Raw genomic sequence first — 17,432 nt, 5'->3', positions numbered from 1 at the left:
CGCCACCGCTCCGTTTTCGGCGTGCCCGGCGGGCCGCGCCGGGGGGCCCCCCCCCCCCCCCCGCGGCCAGCCGGTCATCGCTGACCCGTGGCATCGGTTACAACTCCCGTCGTTGCACTCGCCCGGTCAGCTCTTGATCATGTTCCGCAGGACGTACTGCAGGATGCCACCGTTGCGGTAGTAGTCGGCCTCGCCGGGCGTGTCGATGCGCACGACCGCGTCGAACTCGACCTTCTCGCCGTTCTCCCGCGTCGCGGTGACCTTCAGCGTCTTCGGGGTGACACCTTCGTTGAGCGCGGTGATGCCCTCGATGTCGAACACCTCGGTGCCGTCCAGGCCGAGAGTCTTGGCCGACTCGCCCGCCGGGAACTGCAGCGGGACGACGCCCATGCCGATGAGGTTGGAGCGGTGGATGCGCTCGAACGACTCGGTGATGACGGCCTTGACGCCCAACAGGACGGTGCCCTTCGCCGCCCAGTCACGCGAGGAGCCCGAACCGTACTCCTTGCCGCCCAGGACGACCAGCGGGATGCCGGCTTCCTTGTAGTTGACCGACGCGTCGTAGATGAACGACTGCGGGCCGCCCTCCTGCGTGAAGTCGCGCGTGTAGCCGCCCGAGACACCGTCGAGCAGCTGGTTCTGCAGACGGATGTTCGCGAACGTGCCGCGGATCATGACCTCGTGGTTGCCGCGACGGCTGCCCAGCGAGTTGTAGTCCTTGCGTGCGACGCCGTTCGCGTCCAGGTACTGCGCGGCCGGGGTGCCGGGCTTGATCGGACCGGCCGGGCTGATGTGGTCGGTGGTGACCGAGTCGCCGAGCAGTGCGAGGACGCGAGCGCCCGCGATGTCGGCGACGGGCTCCGGGTCGATCGTCATACCGTCGAAGTACGGAGCCTTGCGGACGTAGGTCGACTTATCGTCCCACTCGAAGGTGTCGCCCTCCGGGGTGCTCAGACCCTGCCAGCGCTCGTCACCGGCGAACACGTCCCGGTAGGAGTTGCGGAACATGTCCTGGCTGATCGCGTTCTTGATGGTGTCGTCGATCTCCTGCGCCGACGGCCAGATGTCCTTGAGGAAGACGTCGTTGCCGTCGGTGTCCTGGCCGAGGGCCTGCGACTCGAAGTCGAAGTCCATCGTGCCTGCCAGGGCGTACGCGATCACCAGCGGCGGCGACGCCAGGTAGTTCATCTTGACGTCGGGTGAGATGCGGCCCTCGAAGTTGCGGTTGCCCGAGAGCACAGCGGTCACGCTCAGGTCGTTGTCGTTGACCGCGGCGCTGATCTCCTCCGGCAGGGGGCCGGTGTTGCCGATGCAGGTGGTGCAGCCGTAACCGCCGAGGTAGAAGCCGAGCTTCTCCAGGTACGGCCACAGGCCGGCCTTCTCGTAGTAGTCGGTGACGACCTGCGAGCCCGGAGCCATGTTGGTCTTGACCCACGGCTTCGAGGTGAGGCCCTTGTCGACGGCGTTGCGAGCGAGCAGGCCAGCGCCGATCATGACAGACGGGTTCGAGGTGTTGGTGCACGAGGTGATGCCCGCGACCGCGACGGCTCCGTGGTCGAGGATGAACTCGCCGTGCTCGGCCGTGGTGACCTTGATCGGCTTGGACGGGCGTCCCTCGGCACCGTTGGCCGCCGAGCGGACGTCCACTGCGCCGTCGTCGGCGAACGAGAGGGCTGCCGGGTCAGACGCCGGGAACGACTCTTCGACGGCCTCGTCGAGCTGGGTGTGCTCGGCGGTGTTGCCCTCTTCCACGTAATTGTGGATGTCCTTGCGGAAGGCGATCTTCGACTCGGACAGCAGGATGCGGTCCTGCGGGCGCTTCGGGCCTGCGATCGACGGGACGACGCTGCCCAGGTCGAGTTCGAGGTACTCCGAGTACGCGGGCTCGCGGTCCGCGTCGTGCCACATGCCCTGTTCCTTGGCGTACGCCTCGACCAGCGCGAGCTGCTCGTCGTCGCGGCCGGTCAGACGCAGGTAGTTGATGGTCTCCTCGTCGATCGGGAAGATCGCGCACGTCGAACCGAACTCGGGGCTCATGTTGCCCAGGGTGGCGCGGTTGGCCAGCGGCACCTCGGCGACGCCCTTGCCGTAGAACTCGACGAACTTGCCGACCACACCGTGCTGACGCAGCATGTCGGTGACGGTCAGGACGACGTCGGTCGCGGTGACGCCCGGCTTGATCTCGCCGGTCAGCTTGAAGCCGACGACGCGCGGAATGAGCATCGAGACCGGCTGGCCGAGCATCGCGGCCTCGGCCTCGATGCCGCCGACGCCCCAGCCGAGGACGCCGAGGCCGTTCTCCATCGTGGTGTGCGAGTCGGTGCCGACGCAGGTGTCCGGGTAGGCCTTGCCGTCACGGACCATGATCGAACGGGCCAGGTACTCGATGTTGACCTGGTGGACGATGCCGGTGCCCGGGGGGACGACCTTGAAGTCGTCGAACGCGCCCTGGCCCCAGCGCAGGAACTGGTAGCGCTCGCCATTGCGCTGGTACTCCAACTCGACGTTCTTCTCGAACGCGTTGGCGGTGCCGAACACGTCGAGGATCACGGAGTGGTCGATGACCATCTCGGCAGGGGACAGCGGGTTCACCTTATTCGGGTCCCCGCCGAGGGCGGTGATCGCCTCACGCATGGTGGCGAGGTCCACGACGCAGGGCACACCGGTGAAGTCCTGCATGAGGACGCGGGCCGGGGTGAACTGGATCTCGATGCTCGGATCGGCGCTCGGGTCCCAGTTGGCGAGTGCGTTGATGTGCTCGGTCGTGATGTTGGCGCCGTCCTCGGTGCGCAGGAGGTTCTCGGCGAGAACCTTCAGCGCGTACGGCAGCTTCTCGGTGCCGGGAACTGCGTTGAGACGGTAGATCTCGTACGAGTTCTCACCGACCTCAAGCGTGCCGCGGGCTCCAAATGAATTGATGCTCATGTGTGCTCCACTCTGTTCGGGCTGACCGGCGACGGGCTGCGTCCCCGGAAGTTTGTGAAGTGTCGCGAGGACGGCCGGGTCTCTGCCGTGTCGCTACGGCTCCCATCCTAGCAGTACAAACGTACTGGTTTGCACGGAACCGGGAGTCGACGCGCCGAATTCACCTGCGGGTGAGATGCGTCGCAGTCGTGGCCGTATGATCCCTGCCGTATTGTCAACGCGGCAGTTGTTCGCCCCATGCCCCGAGACGGGCATGTTCTGAGATGAGGAAGCCCGCGCATGAGTCCGCAGCCGGTCGTGTTCACCGTCGCCGCTCCCGACCCGGTCGGTGGACGCCCCGCTGACGCGTGGGCCGATCTGGACATCGCCGCGATCACGAAGCAACTGGAGGCGACGGGTGTCTCGGCACCGGCCGATCAGGTTCCGGAACTGACGGCACTGGTCAAGGAGGCCGAGTCCGAAGGGCACGACCTGTTCATCCTGGTCACCGACAAGAATTACGTGCCGTTCACCGTCTATCGCGACATCGCGCACCAACTGCAGAGCTCCACCGGTGGCACCGTCCTGGTCTTCGGCCCGGGTGGCATCGGCACCAGCTCCACCGACTTCAGCCGCGTCGAGATCGAGGACGCGACGGCGGAGAAGAGCACGGGCGCGCCCGTCCCGCAGGCCGCGCGTGAGATCTACGAGAAGGCCACCGAACCCAACGTCGACTGGACGTTGGCCACCATCGCGCTCATCGTCGTGGTCATCGTCGGCGCGGTCGCGGCGCGGCTGCTGAGCCGTCGAGGCGCGGCCACCACAACGACGGCCGACGAGATCGAGCCGTCGTCCGACGACGCCGAACTCGACGCTGACGCAGGCGCAGGCGCGGCAAACACTTCCGGCTCGGACGCCGACGCCCCGCGCTGACCCCCGGCCGCCCGCCGTTCGCCCGAGTCGCAGTCGCTCGCCCCGGCGGGCCTGTGTGTTATCTAACTGTGACGACCGGATCGGCCGTTCCCCTTTCTGCTGCTCACCCGTGTTCCCGCAGGTAATCACGCCTTTGTAATTCTCTGGAGCCAGTTTTCAGTGGTGCTCATGTGACGTACGGTGCAGGGGACACTTGTGGTGTGCGGGGGACGATTGTTAAGGGAGTGCACGGTAGATGCGAGCTGATGCGGGCACGCGGTGGACCAGACGAGGAAGCGTGGTGGGAGCGTTCGCGCTCGCCACCCTTCTCGCTGCCGGTCCGGCGGTCGCTGAACCGACGAAGTCGAATCCGGTCGCCGCGCTGATCAACCAGATCGCCGACGTCGACCAGAACCTGACCGAACTCGCCGACGCCGTCGCCGCCAAGCAGGAGACGGTGAACAAGTCGCTCGTCGACTTCCAGAACGCGGTCGCCGCCCGACAACTCGCCGTCGAGGCGAATAGGGGCGCCAAGTCGTCGTTGGAGGAGGTCAGCGGCGAAGTGGAGCGCGCACAACGTGAATTCGATGCGTTCGTACGGAGCGTGTACCGCCAAGGCAACGGTCAGGGCGCCATGACCAAGTACGTCGCATCGGACGATCCCGAGAAGATCCTCGAGCAGATGACTGCCGTCGACCAGGTGACCCGCCAGCAGCAAAGCGTGATCCGTCGGCTCCAGGTCGCGCGGAATCAGCAGGCCAACCGAGTCGCGGCGACCGAGGTCACCAAGAAGCAGACTGTCGCCGCGGCCGCCGACGCGTCGGCCCGCCGTGACGACGCCGTCAGCGCGTACAAGGCTGCGCAGTCGGCCGTCCGCGATCAGCAAGAGCAGCGCGTGGAACTCGCGCACGAACGCGATTCGCTCGCCACGCGCCTGGCCGCGCTGCGCGGCAAGCCGACGTCGAAGACGACGACGGCCGCTCCGAAGCGGCCTGCCGTGCCGGGCGTCCCCAAAGAGGTGACCGACGGACTCGGCCGCGCCGTCGACGCGATCCCGAGCAAGCCGGTCGAGGGCGACGACGCGATGGCACAGGCCGCCCAGGCGGCAGCGCGCCTCGCGACCGACACCGGACAGGCTTTGCTGGCGAGCCTCGTCGGCAATCAACAGATCCCGCATTCGGAGCTGCTCGACGAACTCGGCATCGGCGGAACCAGCCCCTTCGAGGAGGGCGACAACAACACGTTCACCCGCCTCGGCAACGGCTCCCTCGGTTCACTGTTCGGCGGACAGGGCGGCACGCCCGGCCAAGTTCGGCCCGGGCTGCGCGGCGAACAGGCGATCAACCTCGTCGTCGACCGGATGAAGTCCCAGCTCGGCGTCACCTACGCGTGGGGTGGCGGCGACGCCAACGGCCCGACCCTCGGCATCCGTGACGGTGGTGTCGCCGACAGCTACGGCGACTACCAGAAAGTCGGGTTCGACTGCTCCGGCCTGATGATCTACGGCTTCGCGGGCGTCGGCATCGATCTGCCGCACTACACCGGCTACCAGTACACGTCCGGACCTCAGGTCCCGCTGTCGCAGATGCGGCGCGGCGACATGATCTTCTACGGCCCGAACGCGAGCCAACACGTCGCCCTCATCCTCGGCGACGGGACCATGCTCGAAGCGCCGCAGTCGGGCGACGTCGTGAAGATCTCGCCCGTCCGGACCGCCGGCGCCATGCCGAACGTCGTCCGCCTCCTCTGAGACAAGCTGCTCGCCGGGCCCGCGTGGGCTCGGCGGTCCGTCGGCGCCGTGAACGATGCTCTGCGCGTGTGGAGCGGCGGACACCACCGGCCGAGGCGCTACTGTGGTCTGCAGAACCACGCACGTCGATCTTCAGGAGCGAACGCTTGACTTCAACGGACAGTCCGGACCTGGCACTCACGGCCGAGGACTCGAAGGTACTCGAACGCGCGATGTACGAGGTCAAGCGCGTGATCGTCGGACAAGACAAACTCGTCGAGCGGATCCTGGTCGGACTCCTCGCCAAGGGGCACATCCTGCTGGAGGGTGTCCCGGGCGTCGCGAAGACCCTCGCCGTCGAGACGTTCGCGACGGTCATCGGCGGAAGCTTCTCGCGCGTCCAGTTCACGCCGGACCTCGTGCCCACCGACCTGATCGGCACCCGCATCTACCGTCAGGGCCGGGAAGAGTTCGACACCGAACTCGGTCCGGTGGTCGCGAACTTCCTGCTCGCAGACGAGATCAACCGCGCTCCGGCCAAGGTGCAGTCGGCGCTCCTGGAGGTCATGGCCGAACGGCACGTGTCCATCGGCGGCACGACGTACCCGATGCCCGAGCCGTTCCTGGTGATGGCGACCCAGAACCCGATCGAGAACGAAGGCGTCTACCCGCTTCCCGAAGCGCAGCGCGACCGCTTCCTGTTCAAGGTTCTCGTCGACTACCCGAGCGTCGAAGAGGAACGCGAGATCGTGTACCGGATGGGCAACACGCCGCCGTCGGCGTCGCCGATCCTCGACCCGGAGACCACGTTGCGCCTGCAGGCGAAGGCCGCGAATGTGTTCGTCCACCATGCGCTCATCGATTACGTGGTCCGCGTCATCAACGCCACACGTCGGCCTGAGGAGGTCGGCCTCACCGACGTCCGTCAGTGGCTGGCGTACGGTGCGTCCCCGCGTGCCACGCTCGGCATCGTGGCCGCGGCCCGCGCGCTCGCATTGATCAACGGGCGCGACTACGTGACCCCGCAGGACGTCGTCGAGGTGATTCCCGACGTGCTCCGGCACCGTCTGGTTCTCAGCTACGACGCACTCGCCGACGAAGTCACCGCCGAGCACATCATCACCCGGATCCTGCAGACGGTCGGCCTGCCTCAGGTCAGTGCGACACCGGTCGCGCAGGTACCGGTGTCGGCTCAGGTGGCCCAGGCACAAGCACCCCAAGCACCACAAGCGCCACAGGCCCAAGCACCACAGGCCCAAGCACCTCAGGCCCAAGCACCTCAGGCCCAGCCGCAGCAGGCCCAGCAGGCACCGCAGACAAGCGGTCCGGATCAGCAGGGCCATGCCGGGCGCTAGCGGCTACCCGTCGTTCCATGAGGGGACGCTCAACGATCCACAGCTGACCGCAGCGCTCAAGTCGCTGGAACTGACGGTGCGCCGCAAGCTCGACGGCGTGCTGCAGGGCGAGCATCTCGGGCTCATCCCTGGTCCGGGATCAGAGCCGGGCGAGGCCCGCCCCTACCAGCCGGGCGACGACATTCGGCGGATGGAGTGGTCGGTCACGGCGCGCACGTCGACCCCGCACGTGCGGCAGATGATCGCCGACCGTGAACTCGAGACCTGGTTCGTCGTCGACGCCTCGGCGAGCCTCGACTTCGGTTCGGGCGACCGGACCAAACGCGATCTCGCGGTCGCGGCGTGCGCGGCGATCGTGCACCTGACCGCGGGCGGTGGGAACCGGCACGGGGCCGTCATCGTGACCGGGGACGACATCGTCCGGATCCCGGCGCGAGCGGGGCGGGCCCACGATCGTGAGCTCCTCAAGGCGGTCGCCACCACCGAACGAAGTGCGCCGGGGGTGCGCGGCGATCTCGATGCGGGCCTCGAAGCGCTGCGCAGACCGCTGCGTCGACGCGGTCTCGCGGTGGTCGTCAGCGATTTCCTCGGGCCGCTCGACTGGACTCGTTCGCTGCGCGCCATCGGCGCCCACCACGAACTCCTAGGTGTCGAGGTGCTCGATCCGCGAGACATGGAGATCCCCGACGTCGGCCAACTGACGTTGCGTGACGCGGAGACCGGTGAGCTGCTCGACGTCGACGCGACGCCGCAGCTACGCACCGACTTCGCCGCAGCCGCCAGCGCTCATCGCGCCGAGGTCCATCGGGCGTTCCGCGGCAGCGGAGGCCCAGTGATGTCGCTGCGCACCGACCGCGACTGGATCTCCGACACGGTCCGGTTCGTCGGCGAGCGGCGGCGCGGCATGGCGGCGGGGGTCGCCCGATGAGCGAATGGTTCGCGCACCCGTGGTGGCTGCTGTCGATCCTGCTGGTCGTCGCACTGGTCGGCGTGTACGTGTACGTGCTGCGCAAGCGCAAGGCTCGAGCGCTCGCGTTCTCGAACATGGACGTCCTCAAATCGGTGACGCCCGGGAAAGTCGACAGGTTCCGGCATGTCCCGTTCGCGATCCTGGCCGTCGGGCTGCTGCTGTTGACGATCGCACTCGCGGGCCCGATCGCCGAACGCGATGTGGCACGCAACCGCGCGACCGTCGTGCTGGTGGTCGACGTCTCGCAGTCGATGAAGGCGACAGACGTCGCACCGTCGCGGCTGCAGGCCGCACAGGCCGCGGGCAAACGGTTCGCCGACGATCTGACCGACGGAATCAACCTGGGCCTGGTCTCGTTCGCGGGCACCGCGTCGACCCTGGTCTCGCCGACACCCGATCACGAGGCGACGAAGTCCGCACTCGACAACTTGAAGCTCGCCGAGAAGACCGCGACCGGTGAAGGCATCTTCGCGGGTCTACAACTGATCCAGACGCTGAATGCGGCGTTGGGCGGCGACGAGGCTGCTCCACCCGCACGGATCGTGCTGCTCTCGGACGGCAAGCAGACCGTCCCGCAGAGTCCGGACGATCCGCGGGGCGGGTTCACCGCGGCCCGCAAGGCGAAGGAAGAGGAGATCCCGGTGTCGACGATCTCGTTCGGCACGTTGCACGGCACCGTCGACATCGAAGCGCCGGGCGGCGGGACCGAACGGGTCGGCGTCCCGGTGGACGACGAGTCGTTGCGGACCATCGCAAACCTGTCCGGCGGCGACTTCTTCACCGCGTCGAGTCTCGACGAGCTGAACAAGGTCTACGACACATTGCAGAAGCAGATCGGCTACGAGAAACAGCGAGGAGACAATTCGCGTCCGTGGTTGTTGGCCGGAACGTTGATCGTTCTGCTGGGCGCGGTCGCCGGCTTGCTACTCAACCGCAGACTTCCGTAGACCCAGACTTCCGTAGACCCAGCAGACCCAGCAGACCCAGCAGACCCAGAGGGCCCTGGACCCAGACCGCGTTCGCAGTCGCGTCCTCCCTGAGATAGGTTGATCAACCATGGCAGAGACCACACAGACCCCCGAACAGACGCCGCGTTCGGTCCTCGTGACCGGCGGCAACCGCGGTATCGGATTGGCTGCCGCTCGCCGGCTCGCGGCCGACGGACACAAGGTCGCGGTGACCCACCGCGGCTCGGGCGCGCCCGACGGCCTGTTCGGTGTGCAGTGCGACGTGACCGACACCGCATCGGTCGAGCGCGCGTTCGCCGAGGTCGCCGAGCACCAGGGGCCCGTCGAGGTGCTGGTCGCCAACGCGGGCATCGACGAGAACATGCTGCTGATGCGTCTCTCCGAGGAGAGTTTCACCAAGGTCGTCGACACCAACCTGACCGGAGCCTTCCGCTGCGCGAAAGTCGCGACCAAGGGCATGCAGCGGGCCAAGTTCGGGCGCATGATCTTCCTCGGGTCGGTCGTCGCGACGTCCGGCATCCCCGGGCAGGCGAACTACGCGGCGTCGAAGGCCGGTCTCATCGGTCTGGCCCGGTCGATCGCGCGTGAACTCGGGTCGCGCAACATCACCGCGAATGTGGTGGCTCCGGGCTTCATCGAGACGGACATGACCGCTGCGATGGAGGACCGCTACGTCGAGATGGCCAAGCAGGCCATTCCGCTCGGCCGGACCGGCAAGCCCGAAGACGTCGCGGCTGCCATCAGCTTCCTCGCCTCCGACCAGGGCGGGTACATCAGCGGGGCGGTCCTGCCCGTCGACGGCGGCATGGGCATGGGCCACTGAGCCCGCACCCGTCCGACCTCCCCAACACCTCGAGTAGGAGCATCTCGTGACCGGCATTCTCGACGGAAAGACGATCCTCGTCACCGGCATCATCACCGACGCGTCGATCGCGTTCCACACCGCGCGGGTCGCGCAGGAGCAGGGGGCGACGGTGATCATCACCGGGATCCCCGAGCGTCTGCGACTCATCGACCGCATCGCCAAGCGTCTGCCGCAGGAGGTGCCGCCCGCGATTCCGCTCGACGTCACCGATGAGGAGAGCCTCGGCGCCCTCGCCGACGCGGTCCGGGCGATCGCCCCGCAGGGCGTCGACGGCGTCGTTCACTCGATCGCGTTCGCGCCGAAGACGCTGATGGGTCCGGACGCGGTGCCGTTCCTGGAGGGCCCCGGCCCCGACGTCGCACGGTCGTTCGAGATCTCGGCGTGGAGCTACGCATCGCTCGCACGGGCGGCGCTGCCCGTGATGAACGAGGGCGGCTCCATCGTCGGCATGGACTTCGATCCGCGCACCGCGCTGCCCGACTACAACTGGATGGGCGTCGCCAAGGCAGCCCTCGAGTCGGTGAACCGGTACGTCGCCCGCGAGGTCGGCGAAGCCAAGCGGATCCGCTCCAACCTCGTGGCGGCGGGACCGATCAAGACCCTTGCCGCGAAAGCCATCTCGGGTACGGCGACCGACGACGCCAAGAAGCTGAACATGTTGAACAAGTACTGGGACGGTGCGTCGCCGATCGGCTGGAACGTCGACGATCCGGGCGTGGTCGGCACCAGCGTGTGCACGCTGCTCTCGGACTTCCTGCCCGCGACGACCGGTTCGATCGTCTACGTCGACGGCGGCGCGAGCCACAACACCTGGTTCCCGGACGACTTCCTGAACTGACATGACCGCGTCAGAGGTTCGACCGGCCGACGAGCCGTTCGACGCGCTGCTCTTCCTCTCCTTCGGCGGTCCCGACAAGCCCGAGGACGTGCGCCCGTTCCTGGAGAACGTGACGCGAGGTCGCGGCGTTCCGCCGGAACGTCTCGACGACGTGGTGCAGCACTACCTGCACTTCGGCGGGGTGTCGCCGATCAACCGGTTGAATCTCGACATGATCGGCGCGCTCAGGGGTGAACTCGACGGGCGTGGGCGGTCGGCGTTGCCGATCTATTTCGGCAACCGCAACTGGCATCCGCTGGCGGCGGACACGGTGTCGTCGATGGTCGACGACGGGCACCGTCGAATCCTGGTGTTCCCGACGTCGGCGTGGGGCGGATACTCCGGGTGCAGGCAGTACCACGAGGACATCGCGGGCGCGATCGCCGACGCCGGCGTCGGCCGCGACGTCGTGCTCCGCAAGCTGCCGCAGTTCTGTGACGAGCCGGAGTTCCGCGGCGCCGTCGCCGACGCGGTGCGGGAGGGATTGAACCGGTTCCCGGACGGTCCGCCGCCGCGGCTGGTGTTCACGGCGCACTCGATACCGGAGTCCGCCGACCGAGCGGCGGGCCCTGCCGCCGACGGCGGTCGGCTGTACTCGCGGCAGGTGTCCGACGCGTCGGCCGCCGTCGCGGGTCTGGTCGGTGTCACCGAGTTCGACGTGGTCTGGCAGTCCCGGTCGGGCCCGCCCCAGATCCCGTGGCTCGCTCCGGACATCTGTGACCATCTGCGCGCGCTGTCGTCCGACGGTGTGTCTCGCGTGGTGGTGTGCCCGGTCGGTTTCGTGTCCGACCATCTCGAAGTGGTGTGGGATCTCGACACCGAAGGCGCCGAGTTGGCCGCCGAACTCGGCATGGAGTACGTCCGTGTCCCGACCGTCGGCACATCGGCGCGGTTCGTCTCGTTGGTCGCCGACATCGTCGAACGGTACGCCGACGGCGGCGGCGACATCAGCGCGATGGGGTGCGGCGACGACGGCCGGATCTGTCGACCCGACTGCTGCGTCCCGGTGAAGCGACCCGCGCGGTCCGGCTAGGCCCGGCTGTTCGGGGTACGGCCGTTCACCGTCGATAGTCGACGATGCACGTGTTGATCGCGGCCGTGCGTGCCGTGCGAGTGAGCGCGGTCAGCGCGCGGAACCGATCGTCGGCGAGATCGTGCTGCACACCGGTGACACCGATCGACGACGTCCCCGCCAACGCGACGATCGCGTCGATCTGTGCGGCCGACGCGAGCACGCGGTCGACCCGGGGGTTGTCGTGCGGTGGGAGGTCGACGCGACGTGCCTGCGTCATCGCGGCCAGTGCGTCCCGGAGGTCGGCAGGTGAGGACGACCGCATGCCCGACAGTCCCGCGATGATCTGTGCGGCCTCGCTGACCGCCTCGCGCAACTGGTACTCGAGGTCGCCGAGCGGGAGGTCGGCGGACAGCCGGTCGACGGCGATCGGCGTCCGTGATCGCAGCAGCGTCCACCGGCAGCGTTCGGGCGTGCCGCGGGCGATCAACGCCAGCGCGTCCACCGGCCCCGCCGCCGTGCGGGGACGGGGGTCGATCAGGAGAACTTCGCCCGCAGCCATCGCGGCGTCGGTGATCGGGTCGGGCGGCAGCCCCTGAGCGTCGCCGGGGGCCGGCAGGCGGACCGCGAGATGCGCATTGCCCGCGACGGCGTCGAGCACGGCGAGCGCGTCCCCGGATTCGTCGACGCCGTCGAGTTCGTGGGCTTGCGCGAAGTCGTGCAGCGTGTGCAGCACGTCGTCCGGCGCGCAGCGGTGCGCGTCGCGCGCGGCGGCCCACACGGCGAGAGTCGCCGTCGGCCAGGCGCGCATCATGGTGATTTCGGGAGTGCTCATCGCCTGTCCACGATACGCGGAGAGTCGCACCGGCCTGACCGTCCTCATGCCCCCTGTCGTCCGCATGCCATAGGGTTGTGCACCGTGATGGACGATCGTTACGGCCGCGACGTGCTGGCCTCACCCCGCAGGAGCAAGCCGAAGGCCCCAGAGATCGCGGCGGAGCGCGACCTCGTCGTCGAAGACCTGGCCACCGGATTCTGTGGCGCAGTCGTCGGCATGGAACGCAGCTATGCGGGCGACATGGTTCGTTTGGAGGACCGGCACGGCCGGGTCCGGGTGTTCCACATGTACCCGGCCGCATTCCTCATCGACGGAAAACCCGTGACGCTCGTCCGACCGAAGGGTCGCGGGCCCAACGCGCCGCAGAGCATCCAGACGGCCTCCGGGTCACGCGCTCTGCCCAAACAGCGTGCGCGGACCGCTCGTGCGAGCCGGATCTTCGTGGAAGGCGTCCACGACGCGACACTCCTCGAACGGGTGTGGGGCGACGACCTCCGCGCCGAGGGCGTCGTGGTGGTGAGCCTCGACGGCTTGGATAACCTCGACGAGGCGCTCGCCGAGTTCGAACCCGCGTCGAACCGTCGAGCGGGAGTGCTCGTCGACCACCTCGTCGCCGGCACGAAGGAAGCGAAGCTGACCGCCGAGGTGGGGGAGAACGTCCTGGTGTGCGGTCACCCGTACATCGATGTGTGGGAAGCGGTGAAGCCCGCGTCGGTCAAGATCACCGCGTGGCCGAAGATCCCGATGGGGATCGACTGGAAGACCGGGATCTGCGACGAGCTCGGGTGGGGGACTCCCCGCGACGGATGGCGCCGGGTGCTGGCAGGCGTGTCCAGCTTCCGGGACCTCGAGGTCCCGTTGCTGCGGAGCGTGGAGGAACTCATCGACTTCGTGACCGTCGGTCCGGACGACGCCGACCGGTGACGCCCGGCGCGGTGGCGGCGCGTGCGCGGGCCCGTCACGCTCACGCGCGTCACATCGCGATCAACCAGCCGATCCCGGCGACGCCGCACGCCCACATCACCGAGGCGAAGGTGCCGAGAATGAACTGTTCGCTGGCGCGCGGCGCGCGCAGTTCGGAGAACCGGGCGAGGCTCTTGACGGCCAGGATCACCGCGAGTCCGGCCGGCCAGGACATGAGGAGGCACGCGGCGACACTCGCGCGTTCGAGCACCCCGATGATCCGGCCGCCGCGCAGCGGGGTCTGGTCGGGCTCGTCGTCGCTCGGATCATCGTGATTGTCCGCGCGGGTGGGTATCCCGCCTGCGGCGAGGACGAGGCGGACGACGTTGCTGCCTGTCGCCGCCGCGGCGACGACGGTGAGCACCGCGGCCGCGACGTACGGGCCGCCGGTCACCGGGTCGGCGATCCACGCTCCGATCGCGGCGACGGCGAGGAGGACGGTGACGACGACAGCGGTCACGCCGTCGGCCACCAGCACCTGTCGATCGGTGGCACGCGGATCGTCGACGAGCCTGCTGCGCAGCACGCTGCCGATGATCGAGATGATCACCGCGACGGCGAGCAGGGGGATGGGGATCATCGTGCGTCCGCCTCGGTCAATAGCCGGGCGAGGAGGGCTTCGGCGGGAATCTGCAGGTCCCAGCCTGCTGTCGCGAGCCGTGACGACATGGCTTGCGGGGTGATGCCGAGCCGGTCGGCCGCGGTGGCCTGCGTGATACCGGTACGCATGAGTGCGACTGCTTCTCGTCCGGCCTCGGAGCGGTTCGCGAGGACGTCGACGAGGAGGCCGGCCGCGGTCTGAGCGTGGACGGTCCAGTCGGACGAGCCGACCACCCGGATCCGTCGTCGATCGCGTTTCGCGGCTTCGACGGCTTCGCGCGCCGCCTCGAACGCTCGGCCCCGGCCCGCGCGGGTGGCGGCGGGCAGTGGAAGGTCCACGGTGCCGACGCCGATGCCGACGCTCCAGTTGTCGGTGGCGGCGAGGTCGACGGCGATCGCCGTGATCTCGTCGGCGGCGTCGAACACCGCTTGGACTTCGTCGCCTGCGGTGCGATCGAACGGGCGGACGGTGTGGGCCGTCGCGTATCGGTCGATGATGTCGGGGACCCGGTCCCGATCGGTTCTGCTTCCACGTTGGTCGACGGTGAGCACGTACACGGTTCTGCACCTCCGGGGCAGTAGATCAGGCGAGGCAGTAGATCAGGCTTGTTGGCTTGATATGGCCCTAATCAAGGCTATAGACATGATTCCTTGCGGGCAAGGGTCACTCATTGACAGGCATGCGGGCGTCGATGACCAGACCGACCAACCCGACGGCGAACAGGCCGCCGGAGACGAACACCATGGCCGGGTGCGTCTCCCCGGTCAGTGCGTCGGCCAGGAAGACGACGGCTGCGGTGCCCGGCGCGGTGCCGACCACCGACGCGACGAGATACGGGACCGGGCGCACCGCCGACAGGCCGGACACGTAATTGACGAGCGCGAACGGGCACACCGGGATCAGCCGCAGCGAGCCGACCGCGAGCCAGCCGCGTCGCTCGAGTCGGCTCTCCACCGTCGCCACCACGGGTTTGGCCAGCAGCGGTGCGACTCGGGCGCGGCCGAGCCTGCGGGCGAGCACGAACGCGACGGCCGCGGCCAGTGTCGCGGCTGTCAACGAGCCGACGAAGCCGAGCGCAGGCCCGAACAGGACGCCTGCCGCCACCGTGAACGGGGTGCGGGGGAGCGGTGCGATGCAGGCGATCGTGTACACGCCGAAGAAGACCCACGCGAACCACGGCCCCAGGCTGTCCGACCATTCCCTCGCCAGGCTGATCGACGGGAGTGGGACGAAATAGGCGCCGATGAGAACCACGACCACACCGATCAGTCCGATGACCGCTCGGCGCGTCGCTCGGGAGCGACCGACGGTGGCCGCTTTGTCGAGCGGGTTGAGCCCCGTCGCACCTTCGAGTGGGACGGCTTCTTCGGTCAAGCCTTCTCGGCCGTGTGCATCAGGGCGCATCGACACTCATCCTACGATGAAGGTCACAGGCTGATGTGCTGGCCGAGCGATCGATCGGTTAAGGTGCTTCAGGCACGTTTCAAATCGCGTATGACGGAAGGCTGCTGACCCATGACGGCAGGTGAGAATCCGGTGGACCCCCGGTTGAGCCAGGCGTACGACCGCTGGACGAAAGCAGCAGCCGGGGTGCTGGCCAAATCGGCGCGCGTCACCCCGGACGAGTTGACCGACAGTCCCGAGGCGCTGTTGTCCACTCCGACGCGCGACGGCGTCGTCGTCCGGCCCCTCTACACCCGTAAGGACGAGGCCGCCGAACCCGGGGTGCCGGGCTCGTTCCCGTTCGTCCGCGGCGCAGACCCGGTCCGCGACGTCACCCAGGGGTGGCGCGTCACCGAGCGCTTCGGCGACTCCACCGACCAGCGCGACGCGTCCGCGATCAACGAGAGCATCCTCGACGCCGCGGGCAACGGCACGAGCGGCCTGTGGCTGACAGTCGACAGCCGGGGGCCCGACAGCCTGAGCCCCGAAGATCTGTCGAGCGTGCTCGAGGGCGTGTACCTCGATCTGATGCCGGTGACGCTGGACGCGGGAGCCGACGGCATCGCCGCCGCCCGCGCGTTCCTCGCCGTCCTCGCTGCGGCGCCCGCCGCCCCGGAACAGGCTGCCATCACCGCCGCTACGACTCACAGCCTCGGCCTCTCGCCGTACACGGCCGCGTTTTCGGGCCGCCCCACCGTGTCGGCATCCGACGCCGCAGCACTCGCCGCTGAGGCGCCCGAAGGAGTCCGCACCTTCCGCGTCGACGGCGCCGACTTCGCCCAGGCGGGTGCGTCGAACGCGCAGGAACTCGGCCTGGCCGTCGCGGCCGCGGTCGCCCACGTGCGCGACGCCGTCGCCGCAGGTCTGGACATCGCCGCGGCGTTGCGCCAGGTGACGTTCGCTGTCTCGGTCGACGACGACCAGTTCGCGGGCATCGCCAAGCTCCGCGCGCTCCGCACGATGTGGGCACGCGTGGCCGACGTGCTCGGCGCGGCAGAGGCGGGCGCCGCCGTTACCCACGCGGTGACCGATCTGGCGATGTTCACCCAGCGCGACCCCTGGGTGAACATGCTCCGCAGCACAGTCGCCGCCTTCGGTGCGGGTGTCGGCGGGGCCGACCAGGTCACCGTCCACACCTTCGACGCCGCGATCCCGGTCGACGCCCGCACGTCGCGTACCTCCTTCACGCGACGCATCGCGCGGAACACGCAGCTGCTCCTTTTGGAGGAGTCGAATCTGGGTCGCGTCCTCGACCCGGCAGGCGGATCCTGGTACGTCGAATCGTTGACCGCCGAGCTCGCGGCCGCCGCTTGGTCGGTGTTCGCCGACGTCGAGAAGCAGGGCGGATACCGGGCCGCGCTCGACGCAGGAGACGTCGCCGCACAGGTGTCGCAGGCGTTGGCGGCGCGGGAGGACGCCGTCGCGCACCGCACCGCCGCGGTCACCGGCGTCAGCGAGTTCCCGAACCTGGGGGAGCCGAGGTTGGGTGTCGGTTCGGCCGACACCGACAATCTGCCGACCGCGGCGCCCACGCTGGCCCGTGTCGCCCGCCGATTCGAAGCTCTGCGCGACCGCGCCGACGCCGCGCCGACGCGTCCGCAGGTACTGATGCTGCCGCTCGGTCCGATCGCTGAGCACAACGGCCGGACGACGTTCGTCGCGAACCTGCTCGCCGCGGGCGGTATCGACGTCGTCAACCCCGGACCGTTGACCCCGGGCGAGGTCGCCGCGGCCGTCGAGGCGAACCCGAGCACCGTCACCGTCCTGTGCGGCACCAAGGCGCGTTACGCGGACGACGGTGCAGCGGCGGCCTCGGCCGCTCGCACCGCGGGCGTCGGCCGACTCCTGGTCGCCGGGCCCGAACGCGAGTGGACCGCCGACGAGGCGGTCGATGGCCACCTGAAGGTCGGCATCGACGCCGTCGCCGTTCTGACCGAACTGCTCGACGCCCTCGACCCTGACACTGCCTCTACTGCGACTGCGGGAGCGTGAACG

At 68.7% G+C, this 17,432-nt stretch carries 15 protein-coding genes; 10 read left to right on the top strand and 5 right to left on the bottom strand.

From position 1 onward, the window contains the following. Nucleotides 1-126: 126 nt before the first annotated feature. Nucleotides 127-2,925: an aconitate hydratase AcnA gene (gene acnA / locus L5G28_RS10800; RefSeq protein ID WP_237001548.1), complete on the bottom strand. Its 2,799-nt coding sequence runs from the start codon at nucleotides 2,923-2,925 to the stop codon at nucleotides 127-129. Nucleotides 2,926-3,204: 279 nt separating this feature from the next. On the opposite strand from acnA, the gene L5G28_RS10795 reads away from it, so the two are divergent. The 8 genes from L5G28_RS10795 to L5G28_RS10760 all read left to right on the top strand — a co-directional run bounded on the left by L5G28_RS10795 (nucleotide 3,205) and on the right by L5G28_RS10760 (nucleotide 11,613). Beyond that, the gene (locus L5G28_RS10795) at nucleotides 3,205-3,837 is read left to right on the top strand and encodes an Rv1476 family membrane protein (protein ID WP_237001547.1); all 633 of its coding nucleotides are present in this window, start codon (nucleotides 3,205-3,207) and stop codon (nucleotides 3,835-3,837) included. A 235-nt stretch (nucleotides 3,838-4,072) separates the two neighbouring features. Then, entirely contained in the window at nucleotides 4,073-5,566 is a 1,494-nt protein-coding gene (locus L5G28_RS10790) for an NlpC/P60 family protein (RefSeq protein ID WP_237001546.1), read from the top strand. Nucleotides 5,567-5,712: 146 nt separating this feature from the next. Then, entirely contained in the window at nucleotides 5,713-6,900 is a 1,188-nt protein-coding gene (locus tag L5G28_RS10785) for an AAA family ATPase (protein ID WP_237001545.1), read from the top strand. Beyond that, a complete protein-coding gene (locus L5G28_RS10780) occupies nucleotides 6,887-7,828 on the top strand; it encodes a DUF58 domain-containing protein (RefSeq protein WP_237001544.1) in 942 nt (313 codons plus the stop codon). The genes L5G28_RS10785 and L5G28_RS10780 overlap by 14 nt, the downstream gene beginning before the upstream one ends. After that, nucleotides 7,825-8,817 (top strand): VWA domain-containing protein, encoded by a 993-nt coding sequence (locus tag L5G28_RS10775; RefSeq protein WP_237001543.1) that lies wholly within the window; start codon nucleotides 7,825-7,827, stop codon nucleotides 8,815-8,817. The genes L5G28_RS10780 and L5G28_RS10775 overlap by 4 nt, the downstream gene beginning before the upstream one ends. A gap of 109 nt (nucleotides 8,818-8,926) precedes the next feature. Then, entirely contained in the window at nucleotides 8,927-9,661 is a 735-nt protein-coding gene (gene fabG1, locus L5G28_RS10770; RefSeq protein ID WP_236997155.1) for a 3-oxoacyl-ACP reductase FabG1, read from the top strand. A 46-nt stretch (nucleotides 9,662-9,707) separates the two neighbouring features. Beyond that, complete coding sequence (gene inhA / locus L5G28_RS10765; RefSeq protein WP_236997154.1) at nucleotides 9,708-10,541, top strand: NADH-dependent enoyl-ACP reductase InhA; 834 nt, start codon at nucleotides 9,708-9,710, stop codon at nucleotides 10,539-10,541. Nucleotide 10,542: 1 nt separating this feature from the next. Next, nucleotides 10,543-11,613 (top strand): ferrochelatase, encoded by a 1,071-nt coding sequence (locus tag L5G28_RS10760; RefSeq protein ID WP_237001542.1) that lies wholly within the window; start codon nucleotides 10,543-10,545, stop codon nucleotides 11,611-11,613. Nucleotides 11,614-11,638: 25 nt separating this feature from the next. Here the strand turns inward: L5G28_RS10760 and L5G28_RS10755 are convergent, their stop codons facing one another. After that, a complete protein-coding gene (locus L5G28_RS10755; protein WP_237001541.1) occupies nucleotides 11,639-12,427 on the bottom strand; it encodes an Rv1486c family protein in 789 nt (262 codons plus the stop codon). 87 nt (nucleotides 12,428-12,514) lie between these two features. On the opposite strand from L5G28_RS10755, the gene L5G28_RS10750 reads away from it, so the two are divergent. Next, nucleotides 12,515-13,354, top strand: coding sequence for a DUF3097 domain-containing protein (locus tag L5G28_RS10750; protein ID WP_236997183.1), 840 nt, complete (start codon nucleotides 12,515-12,517; stop codon nucleotides 13,352-13,354). Between the two features lie 49 nt (nucleotides 13,355-13,403). Here L5G28_RS10750 and L5G28_RS10745 read toward each other — a convergent pair whose 3' ends face one another. The 3 genes from L5G28_RS10745 to L5G28_RS10735 all read right to left on the bottom strand — a co-directional run bounded on the left by L5G28_RS10745 (nucleotide 13,404) and on the right by L5G28_RS10735 (nucleotide 15,398). Beyond that, on the bottom strand, nucleotides 13,404-13,973 hold the full coding sequence (locus L5G28_RS10745; RefSeq protein ID WP_237001540.1) for a hypothetical protein: 570 nt from the start codon (nucleotides 13,971-13,973) through the stop codon (nucleotides 13,404-13,406). Continuing rightward, on the bottom strand, nucleotides 13,970-14,551 hold the full coding sequence (locus tag L5G28_RS10740; protein ID WP_237001539.1) for a hypothetical protein: 582 nt from the start codon (nucleotides 14,549-14,551) through the stop codon (nucleotides 13,970-13,972). Before L5G28_RS10740 ends, L5G28_RS10745 begins: the two co-directional genes overlap by 4 nt. Before the next feature lie 106 nt (nucleotides 14,552-14,657). Continuing rightward, nucleotides 14,658-15,398 carry a TVP38/TMEM64 family protein gene (locus L5G28_RS10735; RefSeq protein WP_237001538.1) on the bottom strand — a complete coding sequence of 247 codons (741 nt, stop codon included), beginning with the start codon at nucleotides 15,396-15,398 and terminating at the stop codon, nucleotides 14,658-14,660. A 111-nt stretch (nucleotides 15,399-15,509) separates the two neighbouring features. On the opposite strand from L5G28_RS10735, the gene L5G28_RS10730 reads away from it, so the two are divergent. Then, complete coding sequence (locus L5G28_RS10730) at nucleotides 15,510-17,429, top strand: methylmalonyl-CoA mutase family protein (RefSeq protein ID WP_237001537.1); 1,920 nt, start codon at nucleotides 15,510-15,512, stop codon at nucleotides 17,427-17,429. Nucleotides 17,430-17,432 lie beyond the last annotated feature (3 nt).

This window comes from Gordonia liuliyuniae (assembly GCF_021739025.1).
Classification (GTDB): Bacteria; Actinomycetota; Actinomycetes; order Mycobacteriales; family Mycobacteriaceae; genus Gordonia; species Gordonia liuliyuniae.
This window is presented reverse-complemented; position numbering and strand designations above follow the sequence as displayed.